The sequence below is a fragment of the Ferrovibrio sp. genome, from assembly GCF_041906005.1.
Taxonomy (GTDB): domain Bacteria; phylum Pseudomonadota; class Alphaproteobacteria; order Ferrovibrionales; family Ferrovibrionaceae; genus Ferrovibrio.
In genome coordinates this window covers 1-20104 of the sequence record NZ_JAYRJY010000001.1, presented here as the reverse complement: position 1 = coordinate 20104, position 20104 = coordinate 1, and the positions used below count along the sequence as shown (strand labels likewise).

21 protein-coding genes are annotated in these 20104 nt (G+C 60.6%); 19 read left to right on the top strand and 2 right to left on the bottom strand.

What is annotated here, in order from left to right; all coding sequences use genetic code 11:
- The first annotated feature begins 100 nt into the window (after positions 1–100).
- From tsf to gloA, 15 genes are all read left to right on the top strand, one after another.
- Positions 101–1024: a translation elongation factor Ts gene (gene tsf / locus ACE3OO_RS00105; protein WP_374298415.1), complete on the top strand. Its 924-nt coding sequence runs from the start codon at positions 101–103 to the stop codon at positions 1022–1024.
- Positions 1025–1216: 192 nt separating this feature from the next.
- Positions 1217–1927, top strand: coding sequence for a UMP kinase (gene pyrH / locus ACE3OO_RS00100; protein ID WP_374304639.1), 711 nt, complete (start codon positions 1217–1219; stop codon positions 1925–1927).
- 53 nt (positions 1928–1980) lie between these two features.
- Positions 1981–2538: a ribosome recycling factor gene (frr, locus tag ACE3OO_RS00095; protein WP_374298413.1), complete on the top strand. Its 558-nt coding sequence runs from the start codon at positions 1981–1983 to the stop codon at positions 2536–2538.
- A 2-nt stretch (positions 2539–2540) separates the two neighbouring features.
- Positions 2541–3278 (top strand): isoprenyl transferase, encoded by a 738-nt coding sequence (locus ACE3OO_RS00090; protein WP_374298411.1) that lies wholly within the window; start codon positions 2541–2543, stop codon positions 3276–3278.
- A complete protein-coding gene (locus tag ACE3OO_RS00085; RefSeq protein ID WP_374298409.1) occupies positions 3259–3987 on the top strand; it encodes a phosphatidate cytidylyltransferase in 729 nt (242 codons plus the stop codon). Before ACE3OO_RS00090 ends, ACE3OO_RS00085 begins: the two co-directional genes overlap by 20 nt.
- Positions 3978–5204 (top strand): 1-deoxy-D-xylulose-5-phosphate reductoisomerase, encoded by a 1227-nt coding sequence (locus ACE3OO_RS00080; protein ID WP_374298407.1) that lies wholly within the window; start codon positions 3978–3980, stop codon positions 5202–5204. Before ACE3OO_RS00085 ends, ACE3OO_RS00080 begins: the two co-directional genes overlap by 10 nt.
- 20 nt (positions 5205–5224) lie before the next feature.
- Positions 5225–6361: an RIP metalloprotease RseP gene (gene rseP / locus ACE3OO_RS00075; RefSeq protein WP_374298406.1), complete on the top strand. Its 1137-nt coding sequence runs from the start codon at positions 5225–5227 to the stop codon at positions 6359–6361.
- Positions 6362–6446: 85 nt separating this feature from the next.
- Positions 6447–8717: an outer membrane protein assembly factor BamA gene (gene bamA, locus ACE3OO_RS00070; RefSeq protein ID WP_374298404.1), complete on the top strand. Its 2271-nt coding sequence runs from the start codon at positions 6447–6449 to the stop codon at positions 8715–8717.
- A 15-nt stretch (positions 8718–8732) separates the two neighbouring features.
- A complete protein-coding gene (locus ACE3OO_RS00065) occupies positions 8733–9299 on the top strand; it encodes an OmpH family outer membrane protein (RefSeq protein WP_374298401.1) in 567 nt (188 codons plus the stop codon).
- Positions 9300–9301: 2 nt separating this feature from the next.
- Complete coding sequence (gene lpxD / locus ACE3OO_RS00060; RefSeq protein WP_374298399.1) at positions 9302–10333, top strand: UDP-3-O-(3-hydroxymyristoyl)glucosamine N-acyltransferase; 1032 nt, start codon at positions 9302–9304, stop codon at positions 10331–10333.
- Positions 10326–10796, top strand: coding sequence for a 3-hydroxyacyl-ACP dehydratase FabZ (fabZ, locus tag ACE3OO_RS00055; RefSeq protein WP_374298397.1), 471 nt, complete (start codon positions 10326–10328; stop codon positions 10794–10796). Before lpxD ends, fabZ begins: the two co-directional genes overlap by 8 nt.
- A 4-nt stretch (positions 10797–10800) precedes the next feature.
- Complete coding sequence (gene lpxA / locus ACE3OO_RS00050) at positions 10801–11607, top strand: acyl-ACP--UDP-N-acetylglucosamine O-acyltransferase (RefSeq protein WP_374298396.1); 807 nt, start codon at positions 10801–10803, stop codon at positions 11605–11607.
- Positions 11588–12418 (top strand): LpxI family protein, encoded by an 831-nt coding sequence (locus tag ACE3OO_RS00045; protein WP_374298394.1) that lies wholly within the window; start codon positions 11588–11590, stop codon positions 12416–12418. The genes lpxA and ACE3OO_RS00045 overlap by 20 nt, the downstream gene beginning before the upstream one ends.
- On the top strand, positions 12408–13628 hold the full coding sequence (gene lpxB / locus ACE3OO_RS00040; RefSeq protein ID WP_374298392.1) for a lipid-A-disaccharide synthase: 1221 nt from the start codon (positions 12408–12410) through the stop codon (positions 13626–13628). The genes ACE3OO_RS00045 and lpxB overlap by 11 nt, the downstream gene beginning before the upstream one ends.
- Positions 13629–13685: 57 nt before the next feature.
- Entirely contained in the window at positions 13686–14126 is a 441-nt protein-coding gene (gene gloA / locus ACE3OO_RS00035) for a lactoylglutathione lyase (protein ID WP_374298390.1), read from the top strand.
- A gap of 71 nt (positions 14127–14197) precedes the next feature.
- Here gloA and ACE3OO_RS00030 read toward each other — a convergent pair whose 3' ends face one another.
- Complete coding sequence (locus ACE3OO_RS00030) at positions 14198–14407, bottom strand: hypothetical protein (RefSeq protein WP_374298387.1); 210 nt, start codon at positions 14405–14407, stop codon at positions 14198–14200.
- A gap of 47 nt (positions 14408–14454) precedes the next feature.
- Positions 14455–15759, bottom strand: coding sequence for a citrate synthase (gltA, locus tag ACE3OO_RS00025; RefSeq protein WP_374298385.1), 1305 nt, complete (start codon positions 15757–15759; stop codon positions 14455–14457).
- A gap of 1198 nt (positions 15760–16957) precedes the next feature.
- Here gltA and rpsL point away from each other — a divergent pair.
- From rpsL to ACE3OO_RS00005, 4 genes are all read left to right on the top strand, one after another.
- Positions 16958–17329, top strand: a complete 372-nt coding sequence (gene rpsL / locus ACE3OO_RS00020) for a 30S ribosomal protein S12 (RefSeq protein WP_341896894.1) — start codon at positions 16958–16960, stop codon at positions 17327–17329.
- 15 nt (positions 17330–17344) lie between these two features.
- Entirely contained in the window at positions 17345–17815 is a 471-nt protein-coding gene (rpsG, locus tag ACE3OO_RS00015; protein ID WP_374298382.1) for a 30S ribosomal protein S7, read from the top strand.
- A 30-nt stretch (positions 17816–17845) separates the two neighbouring features.
- Entirely contained in the window at positions 17846–19924 is a 2079-nt protein-coding gene (gene fusA, locus ACE3OO_RS00010) for an elongation factor G (RefSeq protein WP_374298379.1), read from the top strand.
- 54 nt (positions 19925–19978) lie between these two features.
- Positions 19979–20104: GTP-binding protein (locus tag ACE3OO_RS00005; protein WP_374304638.1), on the top strand; the 126-nt coding region annotated here is incomplete at its 3' end.

The following is a 20104-nucleotide window of genomic DNA, read 5'->3' as shown; positions in this document are numbered from 1 at the left end:
TCCGGTTGCGGCGCCTCTGTCGGATTCGACGGGGCGCCGCAACTATTTTGGTGACATGGCCGTGACATCGCGGCCCAACGTTTAAACCTGAGAGGACGACATGGCTGAGATCACTGCGGCCCTGGTGAAGGATCTGCGCGAGAAGACCGGCGCGGGCATGATGGATTGCAAGAAGGCGCTGGCCGAGACCAATGGCGATCTGGATGCCGCCATCGACTGGCTGCGCAAGAAGGGCCTTTCGGCTGCGGCCAAGAAGGCCGGCCGTGTGGCGGCCGAAGGCCTGGTTGCCGTTGCGATCAAGGACAACAAGGGCGCCATTGTCGAGGTGAATGCCGAGACCGACTTCGTTGCCCGCAATCCGCAGTTCCAGACCCTGGCGAGCGGCATTGCCACCGTGGCGCTGACCGCCGGTGACGACATCGCCAAGCTGGAAGCGGCAGCCTTCCCGGGCACCGGCCGCAACGTGAAGGACGAAGTGACCCAGGCGATCGCCACCATCGGCGAGAACATGACCCTGCGTCGCGCCAAGACGCTCAGCGTCGATAGTGGCGTCGTCGTTGCCTATGTGCATAGCGCCCTGGCCGATGGTTTGGGCAAGCTGGGCGTTCTGGTCGCCCTGAAGTCGACCGGCAAGCGCGAAGTGTTGGAGCAGATCGGCAAGCAGCTGGCTATGCACATCGCAGCTGCGAATCCGCAGTCGCTGAGCACCAAGGACCTGGACCAGAGCCTAGTGGAGCGTGAGCGCACGGTGCTGACCGATCAGGCCGCCGCTTCGGGCAAGCCGGCCGATATCATCGCGAAGATGGTCGAGGGCCGTATTCGCAAGTTCTATCAGGAAGTGGTGCTGCTGGAGCAGACCTTCGTCATCGACGGCGAAACCCAGGTTGGCAAGGTGGTTGAGAAGGCTGCCAAGGACGCTGGCGCCCCCATTGAGGTGACCGGTTTTGTTCGCTATCAGCTTGGTGAGGGCATCGAGAAGAAGGCCGACGATTTCGCGGCCGAGGTCGCCAAGATGGCCGGCTGATTGCCGGGCTTCAGACTGGATCGGGCAGGGGGGCGTAAGCCCCCCTTTCCATGTCAGCAAGGTGCCGGGTGCCTGGCCCGGTCGTTTCATCCCAGCCGCCATGCTATAAGTCCGCCACAGAATCGCCGCGCTTTTCCGTCATCCCTTGGCGCCGCCGCGTCGAGGCATCCTTAGGGAAACACCCCCATGGCCATGAAATACCGTCGTGTTTTGCTGAAATGCTCGGGTGAAGCCCTGATGGGCCCGACGCCGTACGGCATTGATTTCGAAACAGTCGACCGTATTACCGCCGAGATCAAGGCGGTCCATGCCCTGGGGGCAGAGGTCTGCCTGGTGATCGGCGGTGGCAACATCTTCCGCGGCGTGGCCGGTGCCACCCAGGGGATGCAGCGCGCCTCGGCCGATTATATGGGCATGCTGGCGACCGTGATTAACGCCCTGGCGGTGCAGCATGCGCTGGAATCCCACGATGTGCCGACCCGGGTGATGTCGGCCATTCGCATGGACACGGTCTGCGAGCCCTATATCCGTCGTCGCGCCATCCGCCACCTGGAAAAGGGCCGGGTGGTGATCTTTGCCGCTGGCACCGGCAACCCGTTCTTCACGACCGATACGGCCGCGGCCTTGCGGGCGGCGGAAATGGGTTGTGATGCCCTGCTGAAGGGAACGCAGGTGGATGGCGTCTACAGCGATGATCCCAAGAAGAACAAGGCCGCCACGCGGTATGACACGCTGACCTATATGGATGTCCTGCAACGCGACCTGAAGGTGATGGATGCCTCCGCCGTCAGTCTGGCGCGGGAAAACCGGATCCCCATTCTGGTGTTTTCCTTGCACGAGGCAGGCGGCTTCGCCAAAGTGCTGGCCGGCACCGGGCGGTGCACGGTCATCCAGGACCAGTAAGCGGCTTTGCCGCACAAGCTTTTGATTTCATAAGAAGAAACGGGAGAAGGCACGTGGCCGAGCCTGATATTGACGACATCGAACGGCGTATGAACAAGGCCGTTGACGTGCTGAAGCATGAATATGCCGGCCTGCGCACCGGCCGCGCCAGCATCAGCATGCTCGATCCGGTCCGCGTCGAGGTTTATGGCAGCATGATGCCGATCAACCAGATTGGCACGGTGAGCGTGCCAGAGCCGCGCATGATCAGCGTGCAGGTCTGGGACAAGAGCAATGTCAAAGCGGTAGAGAAGGCCATCGCGGCCAGCGGGCTCGGTTTGAACCCGCAGGCAGACGGCACTCTGATCCGTATCCCGATCCCTGAGTTGAACGAACAGCGGCGCAAAGAGCTGACCAAGGTGGCCGGCCAGTATGCCGAACAGGCCAAGGTGGCCGTGCGTGGCGTGCGTCGTGACGGCATGGATCACCTTAAAAAATCGGAGAAAGACGGCGATCTGGGCGAGGACGACGTCAAGATGTATCAGGACGAGATCCAGAAGCTGACTGACGACGCCACCAAGAAGATTGACGAGTTGCTGGCACAGAAGACCAAGGAAATCCTGCAGGTCTGAGCATGTCGCACCCGGTCGCATCCCAGGCCCTGGCCCCGCCGTTGCCGCGTCACGTTGCCATCATCATGGATGGCAATGGGCGCTGGGCGAAGGCACGTGGCCTGCCGCGGAATCTTGGCCATCGCCAGGGTGTGGATGCGGTGCGTGAGGTGGTGCGCAGTTGCCGCAAGCTGGGCATCGAATATCTCACGCTCTATGCTTTTTCCTCCGAGAACTGGAAGCGCCCGGAAAGTGAAGTTGCCGGGCTGATGGAACTTCTGCGCCTCTATATCCGGCGCGAGCTTGAGGATTTGCGACGGAATGGCGTATGCATCCGTGTGATTGGCGATCGCACCAGGCTGGCGCCAGATATCGTATCCCTGATCGAGGATGCCGAAGCCAAGACCCGCGACAATCGCATTCTAACTTTGGTGATTGCGCTCAGTTATGGCGGCCAGGATGAAATCGTGATGGCTTGCCGTCGCATTGCCGAACAGGTCGCAGCCGGTAAGTTGGCGCCCGAACAGATCACCGCCGATATACTGGCCGGCAACCTGCAGACAGTTGGCATCCCGGATCCCGATCTTGTAATTCGCACCAGCGGGGAACAGCGGTTGTCGAATTTCCTGCTCTGGCAGACCGCATATAGCGAACTCGTTTTTGTCGACAAGCTCTGGCCGGATTTCGCGGCCGAGGATCTGGCTGCTGCCGTCGGCGAATTCCAGCGACGCGAGCGGCGATATGGCGCAAGCGGTGAATGAACCGGGCCAGACAGCCGCAAAGCCGGCCTTGGGCGGCAGCGGTCTGATCAAGCGGGCCATTTCGGCAGCCGTGCTGCTGCCGCTGGCGGTGGCGGCAGCATGGTTCGGCGATGCGGCTTTCATTATCCTGGTTGTTCTGGCCGGATTGCTGATGATGTGGGAATGGCGACGCCTGCCGCGCCTTTGCGCGACAAAAGGCTGGTCCAGCAATTCGCTGCTTTGGACGGCTGCTGGCCTTTTCTATGTCGGCTTACCTTGCCTGGCTCTGATTTGGCTGCGAGAGCAGCCAGTGCATGGCCGTCATATTGTGTTCTGGCTGTTTTGTGTGGTCTGGGCCACCGATACCGGAGCTTATTTTGCCGGACGTACCATTGGCGGCCCCAAGCTGATCCCGAGCATTAGTCCCAACAAGACCTGGGCCGGTTTGCTGGGCGGCATGGCCAGTGCGTCCCTTATCGGCGGCCTGGTGGCCGCAATCAATCCGGTGTTACCGGCATTTGCGCTGGCGGGCTTCGCAAGTTTTGTCGCCGTTGTTTCGCAGGCCGGTGATTTTACGGAGTCGGGAATCAAGCGCAGCTTCGGCTTGAAGGATGCAAGCCATCTGATACCTGGTCATGGGGGGGTTCTGGATCGGCTCGACGGCCTATTGTTCGCGGCGCCTTTTGTGGCGCTCTGCGACCTGTTGTGGGGACATGCGATATGGTCGTGATTCCCTCCACCGCGGCGCCGCGGCGCGTTACTATTCTTGGGTCTACGGGCTCGGTTGGGCGTTCCACCGTCGATCTGCTGAGCCGTGAGCCTGAGCGCTTTCCGGTTGAGGCATTGACGGCGCAGAGCAATGTTGCGCTGCTGGCTGAACAGGCCCAGATGCTGAAGGCGCGGCTGGCCGTGATCGGCGATGAGGCTTTGTTGCCCGAGTTGCGGCAACGCCTGGCGGGCAGCGGGATTGAGGCTGCGGCAGGCAGCCGCGCCATCGTCGAGGCGGCCGCGCGGCCGGCTGATTGGGTCATGGCTGCCATCGTGGGGGCGGCTGGACTGGAGCCGACCCTGGCCGCCGTACGGCGCGGCGCGATTATCGCGTTGGCGAACAAGGAGAGCCTGGTGTGTGCTGGCGCGCTGGTGATGCATGAAGCGGCGATGCATGGCGCAACGATTCTGCCGGTTGATTCCGAGCATAACGCGATTTTTCAGGTTTTCGATTTCGATGCCCCGGAAAGTGTCGACCGCGTGATTCTGACCGCTTCCGGCGGCCCGTTCCGCACGCTGAGCCTGGGGGAAATGCGCGAGGTTACCCCGGCGCAGGCCATTGCCCATCCGGTCTGGAGCATGGGAGCCAAGATTTCAGTTGATTCCGCCACCTTGATGAACAAAGGGCTGGAACTGATCGAGGCCAGTTTCCTGTTCCCGGTGCCGGAACCGCGGATCGAAGTGCTGATCCACCCCCAATCGGTGATCCACAGCCTGGTGTCCTATGTCGATGGGTCGGTATTGGCCCAGCTCGGCACGCCGGATATGCGCACACCGATTGCAGTCGCGTTGGCTTGGCCGGCCCGCATGGCAACCCCAGCCGGGCGGCTGGATCTGGCCGCTATTGCCAAGCTTACCTTTGAAGTACCTGATTCTGCTAGGTTTCCCGCCCTGAACCTGGCCCGGCAGGCCTTGCAAACCGGGGGCGCCGCACCTACAATTCTTAACGCGGCTAACGAGGTTGCCGTTAATGCCTTCCTGAACGGTCGGATCGGCTTCCTCGATATCACCCGGATTGTCGAACAGAGCCTGGCCCGGCTTCCCGGCGGAGCGCTGGGCGACCTGGACGCAGTGCGCCAGGCTGATCAGGCGGCCCGGCAGTATGCCGCCCGCCTGATTGACCCGACCGATGACGGCCGGGTGGTGCGGGTGCAAACGAGAGGACGGAATCGGCCTTAACCGCCGGTGATCGAGGAACCATGGATTTTATCGCCAGTCTTGCCGGATACGTCATTCCGTTCGTTGTGGTCCTGACCATCATCGTGTTCATCCACGAATTGGGTCACTACTGGGTGGCGCGCCGGTGCGGCGTACGGGTGGAAGTCTTTTCCATAGGTTTTGGCCCTGAACTCTTCGGCTGGAACGACAAGCACGGCACGCGTTGGAAGATCAGCGCGGTTCCGCTGGGTGGATATGTCAAATTCTTCGGCGATGCGGATGCGACGTCCAGCGCCGATAATGACGCGGTCGCCGCGATGACCGTAGACGAGCGCAAGGTTTCGTTCCATCACCAACGCCTGCGCAATCGCATGGCCATTGTTGCTGCCGGCCCGGTGGCAAACTTCATTTTTGCGATCTTCATCTATGCGGCGCTGTTCAGTCTTGTCGGCCAGCCTTTTACGCCACCCGTGGTGGGTGATGTGGTGCCGGGCAGCGCCGCCGAGGTTGCCGGCCTGCGGGCTGGTGATCGGATCCTGAGTGCGGACGGTACCAATATCCAGCGCTTCGAGGAGTTGCGCTCGTATGTTGCCTTGCGTGCAGAAACCCCGATTGCCCTGACAGTGCTGCGCGATGGCGGTGAAATCCCTCTGACGGTCGTGCCATCGCGGGTGGATGTGGCAGACGGCATGGGGGGTACCCAGCGTGTCGGCCAGATCGGCATCCGGACGACCGGCATCGATTTTGTCCGCCATGACCCGGCAACTGCCATTGTGCAGGCCGTGCGTGAAACCTGGCATGTGGTGGCCAATACCTTCACTTACCTGGGACGGATCATCGATGGGCGGGAATCCGGCGACCAACTGAGCGGTCCGCTTGGGATCGCCAAGATGTCAGGCGATGTGGCCAAAAATGGCTGGCTGGGCCTGGTTTCCCTGATGGCAACCCTGTCGGTGGCCATTGGCCTGATCAACCTGTTTCCGGTGCCGATGCTGGATGGCGGCCATCTTATGTTCTATGGCATCGAGGCTGTACGCGGCCGTCCGCTGGGTGAGCGGGCCCAGGAATATGGTTTCCGCATCGGCTTTGCCCTGGTCATGTCCCTGTTCCTGTTCGCCACATGGAACGACTTGAACCGCCTGCCAATTTTCAATTTCCTCACTGGGCTTTTTTCGTGAATCCGGCTAAGTGAGGGGGGCTCGATTGGCTAAGGGGATTGTGGCGGATATGGTCCGAAACGAAACGCCGCGTAGGTTGCGCCATATGGCATTGCTGCCGGTGGTTGCCCTGCTCATGTTTGCAGTCGGGCTTTTCTGCTCGAATACGGTTCTTGCCCAAAGCGGCCCGCAGATCCGGGATATCGTCATTGAGGGCAATCAACGGATCGAGATTTCCACGATCCAGAACTACCTGACCCTTCAGCCTGGCGCGACCTATTCCAGCGCCGAGGCCGACAAGTCATTGAAAGCCTTGTTTGCCACCGGTCTGTTTGCCGACGTCAATCTGCGCCTGCAGGGCAGCAGTCTGGTGGTGCGGGTGACTGAGAACCCGGTGATCAATCGCATCCTTTTTGAAGGTAATCGCCGGGTGCAGGCCGACCAGCTCCGTTCGGAACTGCAGCTCAAGACCCGCCAAGTCTATACCCGCGCCAAGGTCCAGGCCGATACCCAGCGCATCCAGCAGATTTATCGTCGTACCGGCCGTTTTGCCGCCACGGTTGAGCCGAAGGTGGTGCAACTGCCGCAAAACCGTGTCGATCTGGTTTTCGAAATCACCGAAGGTCCGCTGACCGGCGTGAGCCGCATTCGCTTCATTGGCAATAAACATTTCAGCGATTCCCGGCTGCGTGAAGAAATCCAGACCAAGGAAACCGCGTGGTACCGTTTCCTGTCATCGGATGACAGCTATGATCCCGATCGTCTGACCTTCGACCGCGAGAAACTGCGCAAGTTTTACCTCAGCAAGGGTTATGCCGATTTCTCGGTGATCAATGCCGTGGCTGAACTGATGCCGGATCGCGAGAAATTCATCATCACCTTCACGGTGGATGAGGGTGAGCGCTATCGCTTCGGCGAAATGGATGTCATCAGCGAGATGAAGGGTGTCGAGGGCGCGCAGCTCAAGGAATTCGTGGCCACCAAAAAAGGCGATATTTATAACGCCGATCTGGTCGAAAAGACCGTACAGAATATGACCACCGAACTGGGACGGTTCGGTTATGCCTTTGCCGATGTCCGGCCCGATATCAAGAAAGACCGCGAGAAGCGCATTATCGACGTGACATATCGCATCGGCGAGAGCCCGCGCGTTTTCGTCGAACGCATCGATATCGTTGGCAACGTGCGCACGCTGGACAAGGTCATTCGCCGCGAATTCCGCCTGGCGGAGGGTGATGCCTTCAATTCGGCCAAGCTGCGGCGCACGCGAACTCGCCTGCGTGGCCTGAATTTCTTTGATAAGGTCGAGATCACCGAAAACAAGGGCAGTACGCCCGACAAGGTAGTGCTGACTGCCGAAGTGACCGAAAAGTCGACTGGCGAGCTGTCATTTGGCGTCGGTTATTCGACTACGGAAAGCGTTTTGGGCGATATCAGTATCCGCGAGCGTAACCTGCTGGGTCGTGGCCAGGATCTGAAGCTCGGTTTCAGCCTGTCGACACGCCGTCAACAGATCGACCTCGGGTTTACCGAACCGTATTTCCTTGACCGTGAACTGGCGGCTGGTATCGACCTGCAACGCCGGCGCACCGATTACACACGCCGCAGCAGCCTGGATCAGACCACGACTTCGGCTTCGCCGCGCCTGTCCTACCCGATCACGGAAAACCTGTCGCAACAGGTCTATTATCGTATCCGTCATGATGAAATCACTGACGTCAACGATACGGCATCGCGGTTCATCCGGGCACAGGAAGGCGGTTATGTGACGTCGTCGATCGGTCATGTGCTGACCTATGACCGTCGCGATGACCGCATCGATCCCACCACAGGCTACGTCCTGCGTCTTTCGCAGGAAGGCGCTGGCCTTGGCGGCACAGAGTATTATTTCAAAAACGTCATCAATGCGATGAAGTATTTCCCGGTATCCGACGAAGTGGTTCTGAGCGTTGGTGCCGAAGCCGGCATCATAACCGCCCTGCAGGATGATGTTCGCTTGCCAAACCGCTTCTTCATCGGTGGCGACACTTTCCGAGGCTTCCGTACCGGCGGTATCGGCCCACGGGATACCACGACGAACGATGCCTTGGGTGGCGAACGCTATTACAAGGCGGAAGCCGATCTCACTTTCCCGATTGGCTTGCCGAATGAATTTGGCATCAAGGGGCGCGTCTTTACCGAGGCTGGCTCGTTGTGGGAAACCAGCGATGTCGGCCCCGAGGTCGTTGACGAAAACAGCCTGCGTGTTTCCACGGGTGCCGGCGTGCAGTGGAAGTCGCCGCTTGGCCTGATCCGCGTCGATTTCGGCATTCCCATCGTCAAGGAAGACTATGACCGGAAAGAACTTGTCCGGATCAATTTCGGTTCCCGCTTCTAACAAGGTTTGAGAGTTATGAACCCGATCTCCAAGTTTCTGGTTGCCGTGGCGGCGTTGCTCTGTGTGGCGATGCCAGGGCTTGCCATGGCCCAGGCCAAGGTCCCGCCCGCCGTCATTGCTGTTATCGATGGCCAGCGGATCAATCGCGAGGCCGCCGCGCTGAAGAATGCCCGTCAGCAGCTCGAGCAGTATCGTTTCAATTTCCAGTCCGAGATTGCCAAGGAAGAAGAGAAGCTGCGTGCTGAGGAGCAGGAAATCGCACGGCAGCGCTCAGTTCTGGCACCGGAGGCCTTCGAGCAGCGTCGCCAGGCCTTTCAGGGTAAGGTGATCGACCTGCAAAAACGTATCCAGGAGCGCTCGCAGTCGCTGGAGAAGATGCTGAACAGCGTACGCGACCAGGTAACGTTGCAGGTGGTCGAGATTCTGAAGGGCTTGGCCCAGGAACGCGGCTTCAATATCGTGCTGGACCGCGCTCAGGTGCAGATATTCATTGGTGAGAATATCGATATCACCGCCGAAGTGCTCAAGCGCCTGGATCAACGTCTGCCGTCGGTCAAGGTGGCTCTACCCGCCGGTAAATAAGGATGGCTGACTCTCGCTTCTTCGAGCGGGCAGGGCCTTTCACGCTGGGCGAGCTTGCCGCGCGATGTGGTGCCAGGCTGGCAGATCCCGGGCAGGCCGGCCGTTCGGTCAGTGATGTGGCGTCTCTGGATCAGGCCGGTCCAGATCAGTTGGCATTCCTTGACAATCCCAAATACGCCGAAAGCTTCGCCGCTACCGGGGCGGGGGCTTGTATCCTGCATGAAAAGCATGCCGGGCTCGCGCCAGCCGGCGTGGCTTTGTTGTTCTCGGCCAAGCCATACCTGAGCTATGCGCGGGCGGCGCAGGCATTTTATCCGCCGTCGCGTCCGGCTGCCGGCATTCATGCCTCGGCGATTGTTGACCCCACGGCCAGGCTGGGGGCGGGTGTGACGGTGGCTGCGGCCGCTGTGATCGAGGCTGGCGCCGAAATCGGGCCGGGCAGTGTGGTTGGTGCAGGCAGCGTGATCGGTCGCAATGTGTCGGTGGGTGCGGAGTGCCGCATTGGCGCCAATGTCACCCTGTCCCATTGCCTGATTGGTGATCGTGTCACTCTGCATCCCGGTGTGAGGATCGGCCAGGATGGTTTTGGTTTTGCACCAGACCCGGCAGGCCATGTGAAGGTGCCGCAATTGGGGCGGGTACTGATTGGGAATGATTGCGAAATCGGCGCCAACAGCACGATTGATCGTGGCGCCGGCCCAGACACGGTGATCGGCCCGGGTTGTTGGATTGATAATCTGGTCCAGATCGGGCACAACGTAACCCTCGGGCGCGGCTGTATCATTGTGGCCCAGGCCGGTGTCGCGGGCTCGACCCAACTCGGCGATTTCGTCGTGTTGGCGGCACAGAGCGGCATTGCCGGCCACCTCAAGATCGGCACTGGCGCCAGGATCGGGGCGAAATCGGGCGTCATGACCGATATCCCGGCCGGGGACAGCTATTTCGGCATCCCGGCGACCAAGGTGAAGGAATATTTCCGCCAGGTGGCCGTTCTGCGGCGTCTGGCGCAGAAGAAGGGTGGGCAGAATGAGTGAAGGCCAGACGGGCGCCAGCATCGGGACCGTCGACATCCTGCGGATCATGGAGATGATCCCGCATCGCTATCCGATGCTGCTGATCGACCGCGTGGTGGACATGCATGCAGGCCAAAGTGCGGTCGGCATCAAGAATGTCACGATCAACGAGCCGCAATTCACCGGCCATTTCCCCAGCCAGCCGGTAATGCCTGGCGTGATGATTGTCGAAAGCATGGCGCAGACGGCCGCCGTGCTGGTTGTCTACACGCTTGGCAAGGAGTCTGAAGGTAAGCTGGTGTATTTCATGACCATCGATGAGGCGCGGTTTCGCAAACCGGTGACTCCAGGCGATCAGATGCACATCCATGTCAGTGCCATCAAGCAGCGCGGTCCGGTCTGGAAGTTCGAGGGCAAGGCCATGGTGGATGGCAAGCTGGCGGCCGAGGCGATCTTCTCGGCCATGATCCTCGACAAGAAGTAAGCGAATGGCCCAGATCCATCCCTCAGCCGTCATCGAAGACGGCGCCAAGCTCGGCGCTGACGTGCGGATCGGGCCGTTCTGTCAGGTGGGTTCCAGTGTTGAACTCGGCGACGGGGTCGTACTGGTCAGCCATGCCGTCGTGGCCGGTTTCACCAGCGTTGGCAGCGGAACGAAGATTTTCCCCTTCGCATCGGTCGGCCATCAACCGCAGGACCTGAAATACAAGGGCGAGCCTTCTCGCCTTGTGATCGGCAAAAACAACATGATCCGCGAAGGCGTGACCATGAATCCCGGCACCGAAGGCGGCGGCATGCTGACCAAGGTGGGCGATAATTGCTTGTTTATGGCGGGTGCTCATGTGGCGCATGACTGCATTGTCGGTGATCACGTGATCATGGCCAATAATGCCACCTTGGCCGGCCATATCGAGGTGGGCGATTATGCTTTCGTCGGCGGTCTTGCGGCCGTGCACCAGTTCTGCCGCATCGGCAAGCACGCCATGATCGGTGGCATGTCGGGCGTTGAGCAGGATGTCATCCCATTCGGGATGGTGACCGGCAACCGGGCACATCTGTCGGGTCTCAACTTGGTCGGCCTTAAACGGCGTGGCTTCGATCGGGATGAAATTCACAAGCTGCGCTCGGCTTATCGCATGCTGTTTGCCGATGAGGGCACGCTGGCCGAGCGCATGGAAGATGTTGCCCAGCTTTTCCCCAGTGTCGGTCTAGTGCAGGACGTTGTCGATTTCATCCGCAACGCCTCGGCGCGAGGCGTCTGTCAGCCGCTGCCGGATGGACCCAAATCCGCCTAAGCTTGGCCTCATCGCAGGCGGGGGGCAGATTCCCGCGCTGATCCGCGATGTCTGCCAGGCCGAAGGCCGACCGCTTTTCATCGCGGCCTTGAACGGTTTTTGCGAACCCGAGAATGTTGGCGATGCCGAGCACGATTGGTTCGACTTGCCGCAGGTGGGGCGGTTGCTCAAAGCCCTGAAGGCCGCAGGCGTGCAGCAGGTCTGCCTCTGCGGCCGTGTATCGAAGCCTGACTTCTCAGCCCTGAAACCTGATTGGCGCGGCGCCATGCTGCTGCCGAAACTGATCAAAGCCGCACTGATTGGCGACGATGCTTTATTGCGGGTGGTGACAGATACTTTTGAGGGTGAAGGTTTCCATGTTGTTGGCGTCGATGCCCTGATGCAGGGATTGCTGGTACGCGAACAGGTGTATTCAGCACGACAGCCGACCGAGCAGCAGGCCGGCGATATCAAGCTGGCTATGGCGGCCGCGCGGGATCTGGGCATCGCCGATCATGGGCAGGCCGCCGTGGCGGCGCATGGAATCGTGGTCGGATTGGAAGACGATGCGGGTACGGATGCATTGTTGCTGCGCATGACGTCGCGACCGGAAGCGCGAGGCGGCGTGCTGGCAAAATGTGTGAAGCCGCAGCAGGATCGTCGGGTCGATTTGCCCACCATCGGCGTAACGACCATTGAGAATGCCGCCGCTGCTGGATTGTCCGGCATTGCGGTCGAGGCCGGTGCGGCATTGATTGTGGATGCGGCTGCGACCGCTGCTGCGGCTGACCGTCTGGGTCTGTTTCTGATCGGGCAACGCCATGGCGGATGAAGCCAGACCGTTGCGCGTTGCGCTCATTGCCGGCGAGCCATCCGGCGATGTGCTCGGTGCCGGACTGATGCGGGCTCTGCAGGTGGAGACCGGCGGCAATGTGGTGTTTACCGGAATCGGCGGCGAGCAGATGACGGAAGAGGGACTGAAAAGTCTGTTCCCGATTGCTGATCTGGCTGTGATGGGCCTGGTCGAAGTATTGCCACGGGCGAAGGCCCTGCTGCGCCGCATCGGGCAGACTGCGCAATTCCTGCTGAACGATCCGCCCGATATCGTCGTGACTATCGACAGCCCGGGTTTTACGCGTCGCGTGGCACAGAAGCTGATGGTGCGGGATTTTCCTCTGGTTCATTACGTTGCCCCCACCGTATGGGCATGGCGGCCGGGACGGGCCCGGCGCCTGGCGCGGCTGTATGATCATCTGCTGGCTGTGCTGCCTTTCGAACCGCCATATTTCGAAGTGGTCGGCCTGCCCACCACTTTTGTTGGCCATCCTGCCGTTGAAACCCTGCGGGCCGCCCGCGAACGCGAAGCCGCAGCCGCGGCCAAGGGGACTGATTTCCGCTGTCGCCACGGCTTGGCAGCGGATACCCGCCTGCTGGCCGTGATGCCAGGTAGCCGGCGCGGCGAAGTGGCGAGGTTGCTGCCGGTTTTCAGGGACGCGTTATTGCATTTGAAGGCCGAGGGGCTGCAATTGCAATTGCTGCTGCCGACGGTCGGAACCGTTGCTCAGATGGTGCGGGAGGCTGCGCCCAGTCTGCCTTACCCTGTCATCGTGCTGGATCGGGCTGATGAGCGCTATGCCGCCATGCTGGCTGCCGAGGCCGCACTTGCCGCTTCCGGCACCGCTACGCTGGAGTTGGGTTTGGCCGGTACGCCGACTGTACTGGCCTATAAGGTGAATCCGCTGACAGCGGCGATTGTCAGGCGCTTGATCCGCATCCCTTATGCGGGACTGGTCAATATCCTGCAAAAGAAGCTGGTGATGCCGGAATTCCTGCAACAGGATTGTCGTGCCGACCTGATCGCCCCGGCCTTGAAAGCGTTGTTGACCGATCCGGCCGCACGCCAGCGTCAGATCGAGGCATGTGCCGCAGTGGCAAACCAACTTGGCGCTGACGAGGCATTTTCGCCAAGCCACCGTGCGGCACGCACCTTGCTGGCGGTTGCGGCACAGCATCATCGGCCGCTTTTGTCGCCGCCGACCTGATCTCGACTTCTGCTGTCGAATCACCATATTGCATTCGTCTTGCCCCGGAGGATTTTCATGAGCCAGACCGCAACCACCGCCAAACCAGCAACTGCCGGTCAGACCGCGCCATTCCGTATGCTCCATACCATGCTGCGGGTGCTGGATCTGGATAAGTCGCTTGATTTCTATGTCAATAAAATGGGCATGAAACTGCTGCGCCGGCAGGATTATCCGGGCGGCGAGTTCACCCTGGCCTTTGTTGGCTACGGGGATGAGAAGGATCAGGCCGTGATCGAGTTGACCCATAACTGGGGCCAGAAGGAGCCATACACAATCGGCAGCGGCTACGGCCACATCGCCATCGGGGTGCCCGATATCTACGGTTTGTGCGAGACGCTCCAGTCCGCCGGCGTGAAAATTCCGCGCCCGCCCGGGCCCATGAAACATGGTGGCAGCGTGATCGCATTCGTCGAGGATCCAGACGGCTATAAAGTCGAGCTGATCGAGAAGAAATAAGTCGGACCGCTCCGAAAAACGAAAGGCCCGGCATTGCCGGGCCTTTTTGTGTTTTGAGAGGATCGGGCTGTTTAGAAGCGGGTGGCGACCCAGGTCAGGCCGAGAGCCATCAGGCCGATCCAGACCCAGAGTTGCGGCTTGCGCAGCAGGGACCCCGGCGGCATCCGGTTGTCGTTGGATGGCGCCGGCATGGTCAGATAGCCCGGACGCAGCCAGCCATAACCGGTCGTCCGGTTGCCCGTCGGCGGTTCACCGCCATGCTGTTCCGCTCGCTTGCCCATCGGCCCGCCTCCCATCGGTGCCGCCAACAGCCTTTATAAAACGCGGATTATTTACGCTTGTCGAGTGGAATAAACGCGCGCTTGGGCGAACCGGTATAAAGCTGGCGGGGACGGCCGATCTTCTGGGCCGGATCCTCGATCATCTCGTTCCACTGGGCGATCCAGCCGACCGTGCGCGCCAAGGCGAACAGGGCGGTGAACATGGCGGTGGGGAAGCCCATCGCCCGCAGGATGATGCCCGAATAGAAGTCGACATTCGGATACAGTTTCTTGGAAACGAAGTAATCGTCCTCCAGAGCGATCCGCTCCAGCTCCATGGCCATTTTGAGCAGGGGTTCGTCCTTGACGCCCAGCTCGTCCAGAACTTCGTAGCAGGTCTGGCGCATCACCTTGGCGCGCGGGTCATAGTTCTTATAGACGCGATGGCCAAAACCCATCAGGCGGAAGCCGGAATTCTTGTCCTTGGCCTTCTTGACCGCCTCGCCGACCTTGTCGATCGAGCCGATCTCTTCCAGCATTTTCAGGACGGCCTCATTGGCGCCGCCATGAGCGGGCCCCCACAGGCAGGCGATGCCAGCGGCAATGCAGGCAAACGGATTGGCGCCCGATGAGCCGGCCAGACGGACAGTCGAGGTCGAGGCGTTCTGCTCGTGGTCGGCATGCAGGATGAAAATGCGATCCATCGCACGGGCCAGAACCGGACTGATCTTGTAGGGCTCAGCCGGCACGCCGAAAGTCATCTGCAGGAAGTTCTCGGCATAGCCCAGATCGTTGCGCGGATACATGAAGGGCTGACCCACCGAATACTTGTAGGCCATGGCCGCAATGGTCGGCATCTTCGCGATCAGACGATGCTGCGCGATCATGCGCTGGTGCGGATCGTCATAATCGGTCTGGTCGTGATAGAAGGCCGACAGTGCGCCGACGACGCCGCACATTACGGCCATCGGATGCGCATCGCGGCGGAAGCCGCGGAAGAGGAAGTGAATCTGCTCATGCAACATGGTGTGCATGGTGATCGACTTCTCGAAATCCTCGCGCTGCTTGGCATTCGGCAATTCGCCGTTCAGCAGCAGGTAGCAGGTTTCCAGGAAGGTCGATTTCTCGGCCAGATCAGCGATGTCGTAGCCACGATACAGCAGCACACCCTCATCGCCATCGATGTAGGTGATCTTGCTTTCGGTGCTGGCAGTCGAGGTGAAGCCCGGATCGTAGGTGAAATGGCCGGACTCGGCATAGAGCTTGCGGATGTCGATCACCGACGGACCGACCGAACCGTCCATCATGGGCAGGGTGATCGTCTTACCGGTGTTGGGATCGTTGAGCGTGACGGGCTTGCTGCCGGCGGTCATTCGTTTACCCCCAGGGTTGGGTGACTGCGTATCTGGTTGTTGTGCAAATGATTATAGGGGGGGCAGCGCGCCGGAGGAAAGTGTTCCGTCCGTCGCAAAATATCCGACCTTGGATGAATAATTTTCCATCCGGCGGCATTACCGCGATGTAACCATGGTTTCAGGCGGCAAGGGGCATGTTGGCGGTGGAGCAACGCGCGGCCGTTGCTTACCCGAGGTTTTCAATGCTGGGTGTCTGTGCCCTTGATCCCCTGTCGCGCCGCGCGCGGACCCATAACGGCGGGTTGGACCAGCCGATCAGCCACTACAACTGCATCAGCTATCCGAACTGATAGTGATGGGGCCCAAGCAGCGCCAAGTCTTCGCCGGTCCATTGTCTTGCTGCGGCCCAGGAGGCCGTGAACGGCTGCTGTCCGGGGCAATCAGGAAAAGGCCATGGCTGTGCCGGTCGCGTCGATAAACGCCTTCAGGTATGAATTCCATGATCGGCGGCCCTAACTTTTTCCTCACAACCCTAAGGTCCGGAGTTGGTTTGCTGATGACCCGACGGGGGCAGAGGCGGCGACCTTCCGCAACGGAAGCCTGCAGGGTCTATTTCAACATGGGGCTAGGCGCGTTGGCCTTGATCGTGGACCGATTGTCGGGCTTTCGACAATGCCAAGGCGGGGAGGGCAAAGGTTTGGCACTGAAGATTTGTGAAATATAACTCTGCGTGCCATCTCGGTTACGGCGATTCGACCAGGCTTTTTCTGCGCCGTCCTCGCCTCGGCTCCTGAAGGGGCGCGGCGTTCTCTTATTGTACCCATTTTCGGAGCCGCGTGACCGAACCGTCTGGGACCGGGAATGGCCGTGAATCCCAGTCTTTTTCAGTGATCTCGACCAGGCCGAAAAACTTCATCGGAATTGCTCAAATCGCGCTTGACCGCGCAGGGGGCGGTGAGTAATGTCCGCCCCGCGATTCGACTTGGTGGTAGGTTCTACCTAGACACAGATCGATGAACGGCCAGGGTCTCCGTAGCGCTCACGTCGAGGCTAGGCTTACGCAAGAGACATAATGACCCCTCTCCGCGATCGATGGATCGTAAGGATGGGTCGGGAGCGAAGTTTCAAGGCGGATTGCCGGGCCGTAAGGGCCGTCGGTGGTTCGCCTTGGGTTGTTTTTGTGTGTTGAACCAAACTTGGCGGAGTTTCCACTCGTATGCCGACGATCAACCAGCTGATCCGCAAGCCGCGCTCGCCGAAGCCGGTCCGTGACAAGGTCCCTGCATTGCAGGAATGCCCGCAGCGCCGCGGCGTCTGCACGCGCGTCTACACCACGACGCCGAAGAAGCCGAACTCGGCCCTTCGTAAGGTCGCCCGTGTGCGCCTGACCAACGGCTTCGAAGTCACCAGCTACATTCCTGGCGAAGGCCATAACCTGCAGGAACACTCGGTGGTGATGATCCGTGGCGGCCGCGTCAAGGATTTGCCCGGTGTGCGCTACCACATCATCCGCGGCGTGCTCGACACGCAGGGCGTTAAGGACCGCAAGCAGCGCCGTTCGAAGTACGGCGCGAAGCGTCCGAAGTAATCCAGGAGAGACCCGATGTCGCGTCGCCACGCTGCTGAAAAGCGCGAAATCCTGCCGGATCCGAAGTTCGGCGATCTCGTGCTGACCAAGTTCATGAATATGCTGATGTATGACGGCAAGAAATCTGCCGCCGAAGCCATCATCTATGGCGCTCTTGATCGTATCAAGGCCAAGACCGGCAACGATCCGGTCAAGATGTTCCATGATGCGCTGAACAACGTGCGGCCGCAGATCGAAGTGCGCTCGCGTCGTGTCGGCGGTGCGACCTATCAGGTTCCGGTTGAGGTTCGCCACGATCGCGGTCAGGCGCTGGCGATCCGCTGGCTGATCTCGGCGGCCCGTTCGCGCGGTGAAAACACCATGATCGACCGTCTGTCGGGCGAATTGCTGGATGCTGCCAATGGTCGCGGCGGTTCGGTGAAGAAGCGCGAAGACACCCATCGTATGGCGGAGGCCAATAAGGCCTTCTCGCATTACCGCTGGTAAGAGCGGCTTAGAGAGTACCCGGAGATCGTCATGCCTCGCACGACCCCCTACGAGCGCTACCGCAATATCGGCATCATGGCCCACATCGATGCCGGCAAGACCACCACGACGGAGCGCATCCTCTATTACACCGGCCGTTCGCATAAGATCGGCGAAGTGCATGACGGCGCCGCCACCATGGACTGGATGGAGCAGGAGCAGGAGCGTGGCATCACGATCACCTCGGCTGCTACCACCTGCTTCTGGAACGACCATCGCATCAACATCATCGACACCCCTGGCCACGTCGATTTCACCATTGAGGTGGAGCGTTCGCTGCGTGTGCTCGACGGCGCGGTCTGCCTGTTCGACGGCGTTGCCGGCGTTGAGCCTCAGTCGGAGACGGTGTGGCGTCAGGCCGACAAGTACGGCGTGCCGCGCATGTGCTTCGTCAATAAGCTCGACCGCATGGGCGCCAATTTCTTCCGTTGCGTCGACATGATCGTCGATCGCCTCGGCGCCACCCCGCTGGTGCTGACGCTGCCGATCGGCTCTGAGGCCGACTTCAAGGGCGTAGTCGATCTGGTGCGTAACCGCGCCATCATCTGGAAGGATGAAAGCCTGGGCGCCGAGTTTTTCTACGACGAGATTCCCGCTGACCTGAAGGATCAGGCCGTCGAGTGGCGTCAGAAGATGATCGAAGCTGCGCTTGAGATGGACGATGCCGCGCTTGAGGCTTATCTCGAAGGCAAGGAGCCTGACGATAAGACCCTGACGGCCTGTATCCGCAAGGGCACCATTGCCGGCAAGTTCGTGCCGGTCCTGTGCGGCTCGGCCTTCAAGAATAAGGGCGTGCAGCCGTTGCTGGATGCCGTGATCGACTACCTGCCGTCGCCGGTCGACGTCGACGCTGTCAAGGGCATGAAGCCCGGCTCCGACGAAGAGATGACCCGCAAGACCTCGGACGACGAGCCGTTCGCTGGCCTGGCGTTCAAGATCATGAACGACCCGTTCGTCGGTTCGCTGACCTTCGTGCGCATCTACTCGGGCGTTCTGGAAGCCGGTTCGGGCGTCCTGAATACTGTGAAGGAAAACCGCGAGCGTATCGGTCGCATGCTGCAGATGCATGCGAACAGCCGCGAGGAAATCAAGGAAGCCCGCGCGGGCGACATCGTTGCGCTGGCCGGCCTGAAGAACACCACCACTGGCGACACCCTGTGCGATCCGAACCATCCGATCGTGCTGGAACGCATGGAATTCCCTGAGCCCGTCATCGAGGTCGCGGTTGAGCCGAAGACCAAGAACGACCAGGAGAAGATGGCAATCGCCCTGAACCGCCTGGCCGCCGAGGATCCGTCCTTCCGCGTGTCGGTCGACCAGGAAAGCGGTCAGACCGTGATCAAGGGCATGGGCGAGCTCCATCTCGAAATCATCGTCGATCGCATGAAGCGCGAGTTCAAGGTCGAGGCCAACGTGGGCGCCCCGCAGGTCGCCTATCGCGAGGCCCTGACCAAGACCGCCGAAATCGACTACACCCACAAGAAGCAGTCGGGTGGTTCGGGCCAGTTCGCCCGCGTCAAGCTGCGCTTCGAACCGCTGGAAGCCGGTGCGGGCGTGCAGTTTGAGAATGATGTGGTTGGCGGCAACGTGCCGAAGGAATACGTGCCGGCCGTCGAAAAGGGCATCCGTCAGGTCGCCGCTTCGGGTGTGCTGGCCGGCTTCCCGGTCATCGACTTCAAGGCCACGCTGTATGACGGCGCCTACCATGACGTCGACTCTTCGGCGCTCGCCTTCGAAATCGCCGCCCGCGCGGCGTTCCGCGAAGTTGCGCCGAAGGCTGGCGCCAAGCTGCTTGAGCCGATCATGAAGGTCGAGGTGGTGACGCCGGAAGACTTCGTCGGCGACGTGATGGGCGACCTTTCGTCCCGCCGCGGCCAGCTGACCGGTACCGAGCCGCGCGGCAACGCGCAGGTCATCAACGCGATGGTGCCGCTGGCCAATATGTTTGGCTACGTGAACAACCTGCGTTCCATGACCCAGGGGCGCGCGCAGTACACCATGACTTTCGATCATTACGCCCAGGTGCCGCAGAACGTGTCGGACGAAGTGCTGGCGAAGCTCGCTGGCTGATCCGAAGACACTAGGCACCGAAACAGACACAGATCCGAATAGCGGAGAAGGCAGATGGCCAAGGCAAAGTTTGAGCGTACGAAACCGCATTGCAACATTGGTACGATTGGTCACGTTGACCATGGCAAGACGTCTTTGACGGCTGCGATCACGAAGGTTCTGGCTGAGAGCGGCGGCGCG

What these genes read in the sequence shown, in the direction of transcription:
- tsf (WP_374298415.1), top strand. Translation starts at nt 101, where the DNA reads ATGGCTGAGATCACTGCGGCCCTGGTGAAGGATCTGCGCGAGAAGACC.
- pyrH (WP_374304639.1), top strand. Translation starts at nt 1,217, where the DNA reads ATGAAATACCGTCGTGTTTTGCTGAAATGCTCGGGTGAAGCCCTGATG.
- ACE3OO_RS00090 (WP_374298411.1), top strand. Translation starts at nt 2,541, where the DNA reads ATGTCGCACCCGGTCGCATCCCAGGCCCTGGCCCCGCCGTTGCCGCGT.
- ACE3OO_RS00085 (WP_374298409.1), top strand. Translation starts at nt 3,259, where the DNA reads ATGGCGCAAGCGGTGAATGAACCGGGCCAGACAGCCGCAAAGCCGGCC.
- ACE3OO_RS00080 (WP_374298407.1), top strand. Translation starts at nt 3,978, where the DNA reads ATGGTCGTGATTCCCTCCACCGCGGCGCCGCGGCGCGTTACTATTCTT.
- rseP (WP_374298406.1), top strand. Translation starts at nt 5,225, where the DNA reads ATGGATTTTATCGCCAGTCTTGCCGGATACGTCATTCCGTTCGTTGTG.
- bamA (WP_374298404.1), top strand. Translation starts at nt 6,447, where the DNA reads ATGGCATTGCTGCCGGTGGTTGCCCTGCTCATGTTTGCAGTCGGGCTT.
- ACE3OO_RS00065 (WP_374298401.1), top strand. Translation starts at nt 8,733, where the DNA reads ATGAACCCGATCTCCAAGTTTCTGGTTGCCGTGGCGGCGTTGCTCTGT.
- lpxD (WP_374298399.1), top strand. Translation starts at nt 9,302, where the DNA reads ATGGCTGACTCTCGCTTCTTCGAGCGGGCAGGGCCTTTCACGCTGGGC.
- fabZ (WP_374298397.1), top strand. Translation starts at nt 10,326, where the DNA reads ATGAGTGAAGGCCAGACGGGCGCCAGCATCGGGACCGTCGACATCCTG.
- lpxA (WP_374298396.1), top strand. Translation starts at nt 10,801, where the DNA reads ATGGCCCAGATCCATCCCTCAGCCGTCATCGAAGACGGCGCCAAGCTC.
- ACE3OO_RS00045 (WP_374298394.1), top strand. Translation starts at nt 11,588, where the DNA reads ATGGACCCAAATCCGCCTAAGCTTGGCCTCATCGCAGGCGGGGGGCAG.
- lpxB (WP_374298392.1), top strand. Translation starts at nt 12,408, where the DNA reads ATGGCGGATGAAGCCAGACCGTTGCGCGTTGCGCTCATTGCCGGCGAG.
- gloA (WP_374298390.1), top strand. Translation starts at nt 13,686, where the DNA reads ATGAGCCAGACCGCAACCACCGCCAAACCAGCAACTGCCGGTCAGACC.
- ACE3OO_RS00030 (WP_374298387.1), bottom strand. Translation starts at nt 14,407, where the DNA reads ATGGGCAAGCGAGCGGAACAGCATGGCGGTGAACCGCCGACGGGCAAC.
- gltA (WP_374298385.1), bottom strand. Translation starts at nt 15,759, where the DNA reads ATGACCGCCGGCAGCAAGCCCGTCACGCTCAACGATCCCAACACCGGT.
- rpsL (WP_341896894.1), top strand. Translation starts at nt 16,958, where the DNA reads ATGCCGACGATCAACCAGCTGATCCGCAAGCCGCGCTCGCCGAAGCCG.
- rpsG (WP_374298382.1), top strand. Translation starts at nt 17,345, where the DNA reads ATGTCGCGTCGCCACGCTGCTGAAAAGCGCGAAATCCTGCCGGATCCG.
- fusA (WP_374298379.1), top strand. Translation starts at nt 17,846, where the DNA reads ATGCCTCGCACGACCCCCTACGAGCGCTACCGCAATATCGGCATCATG.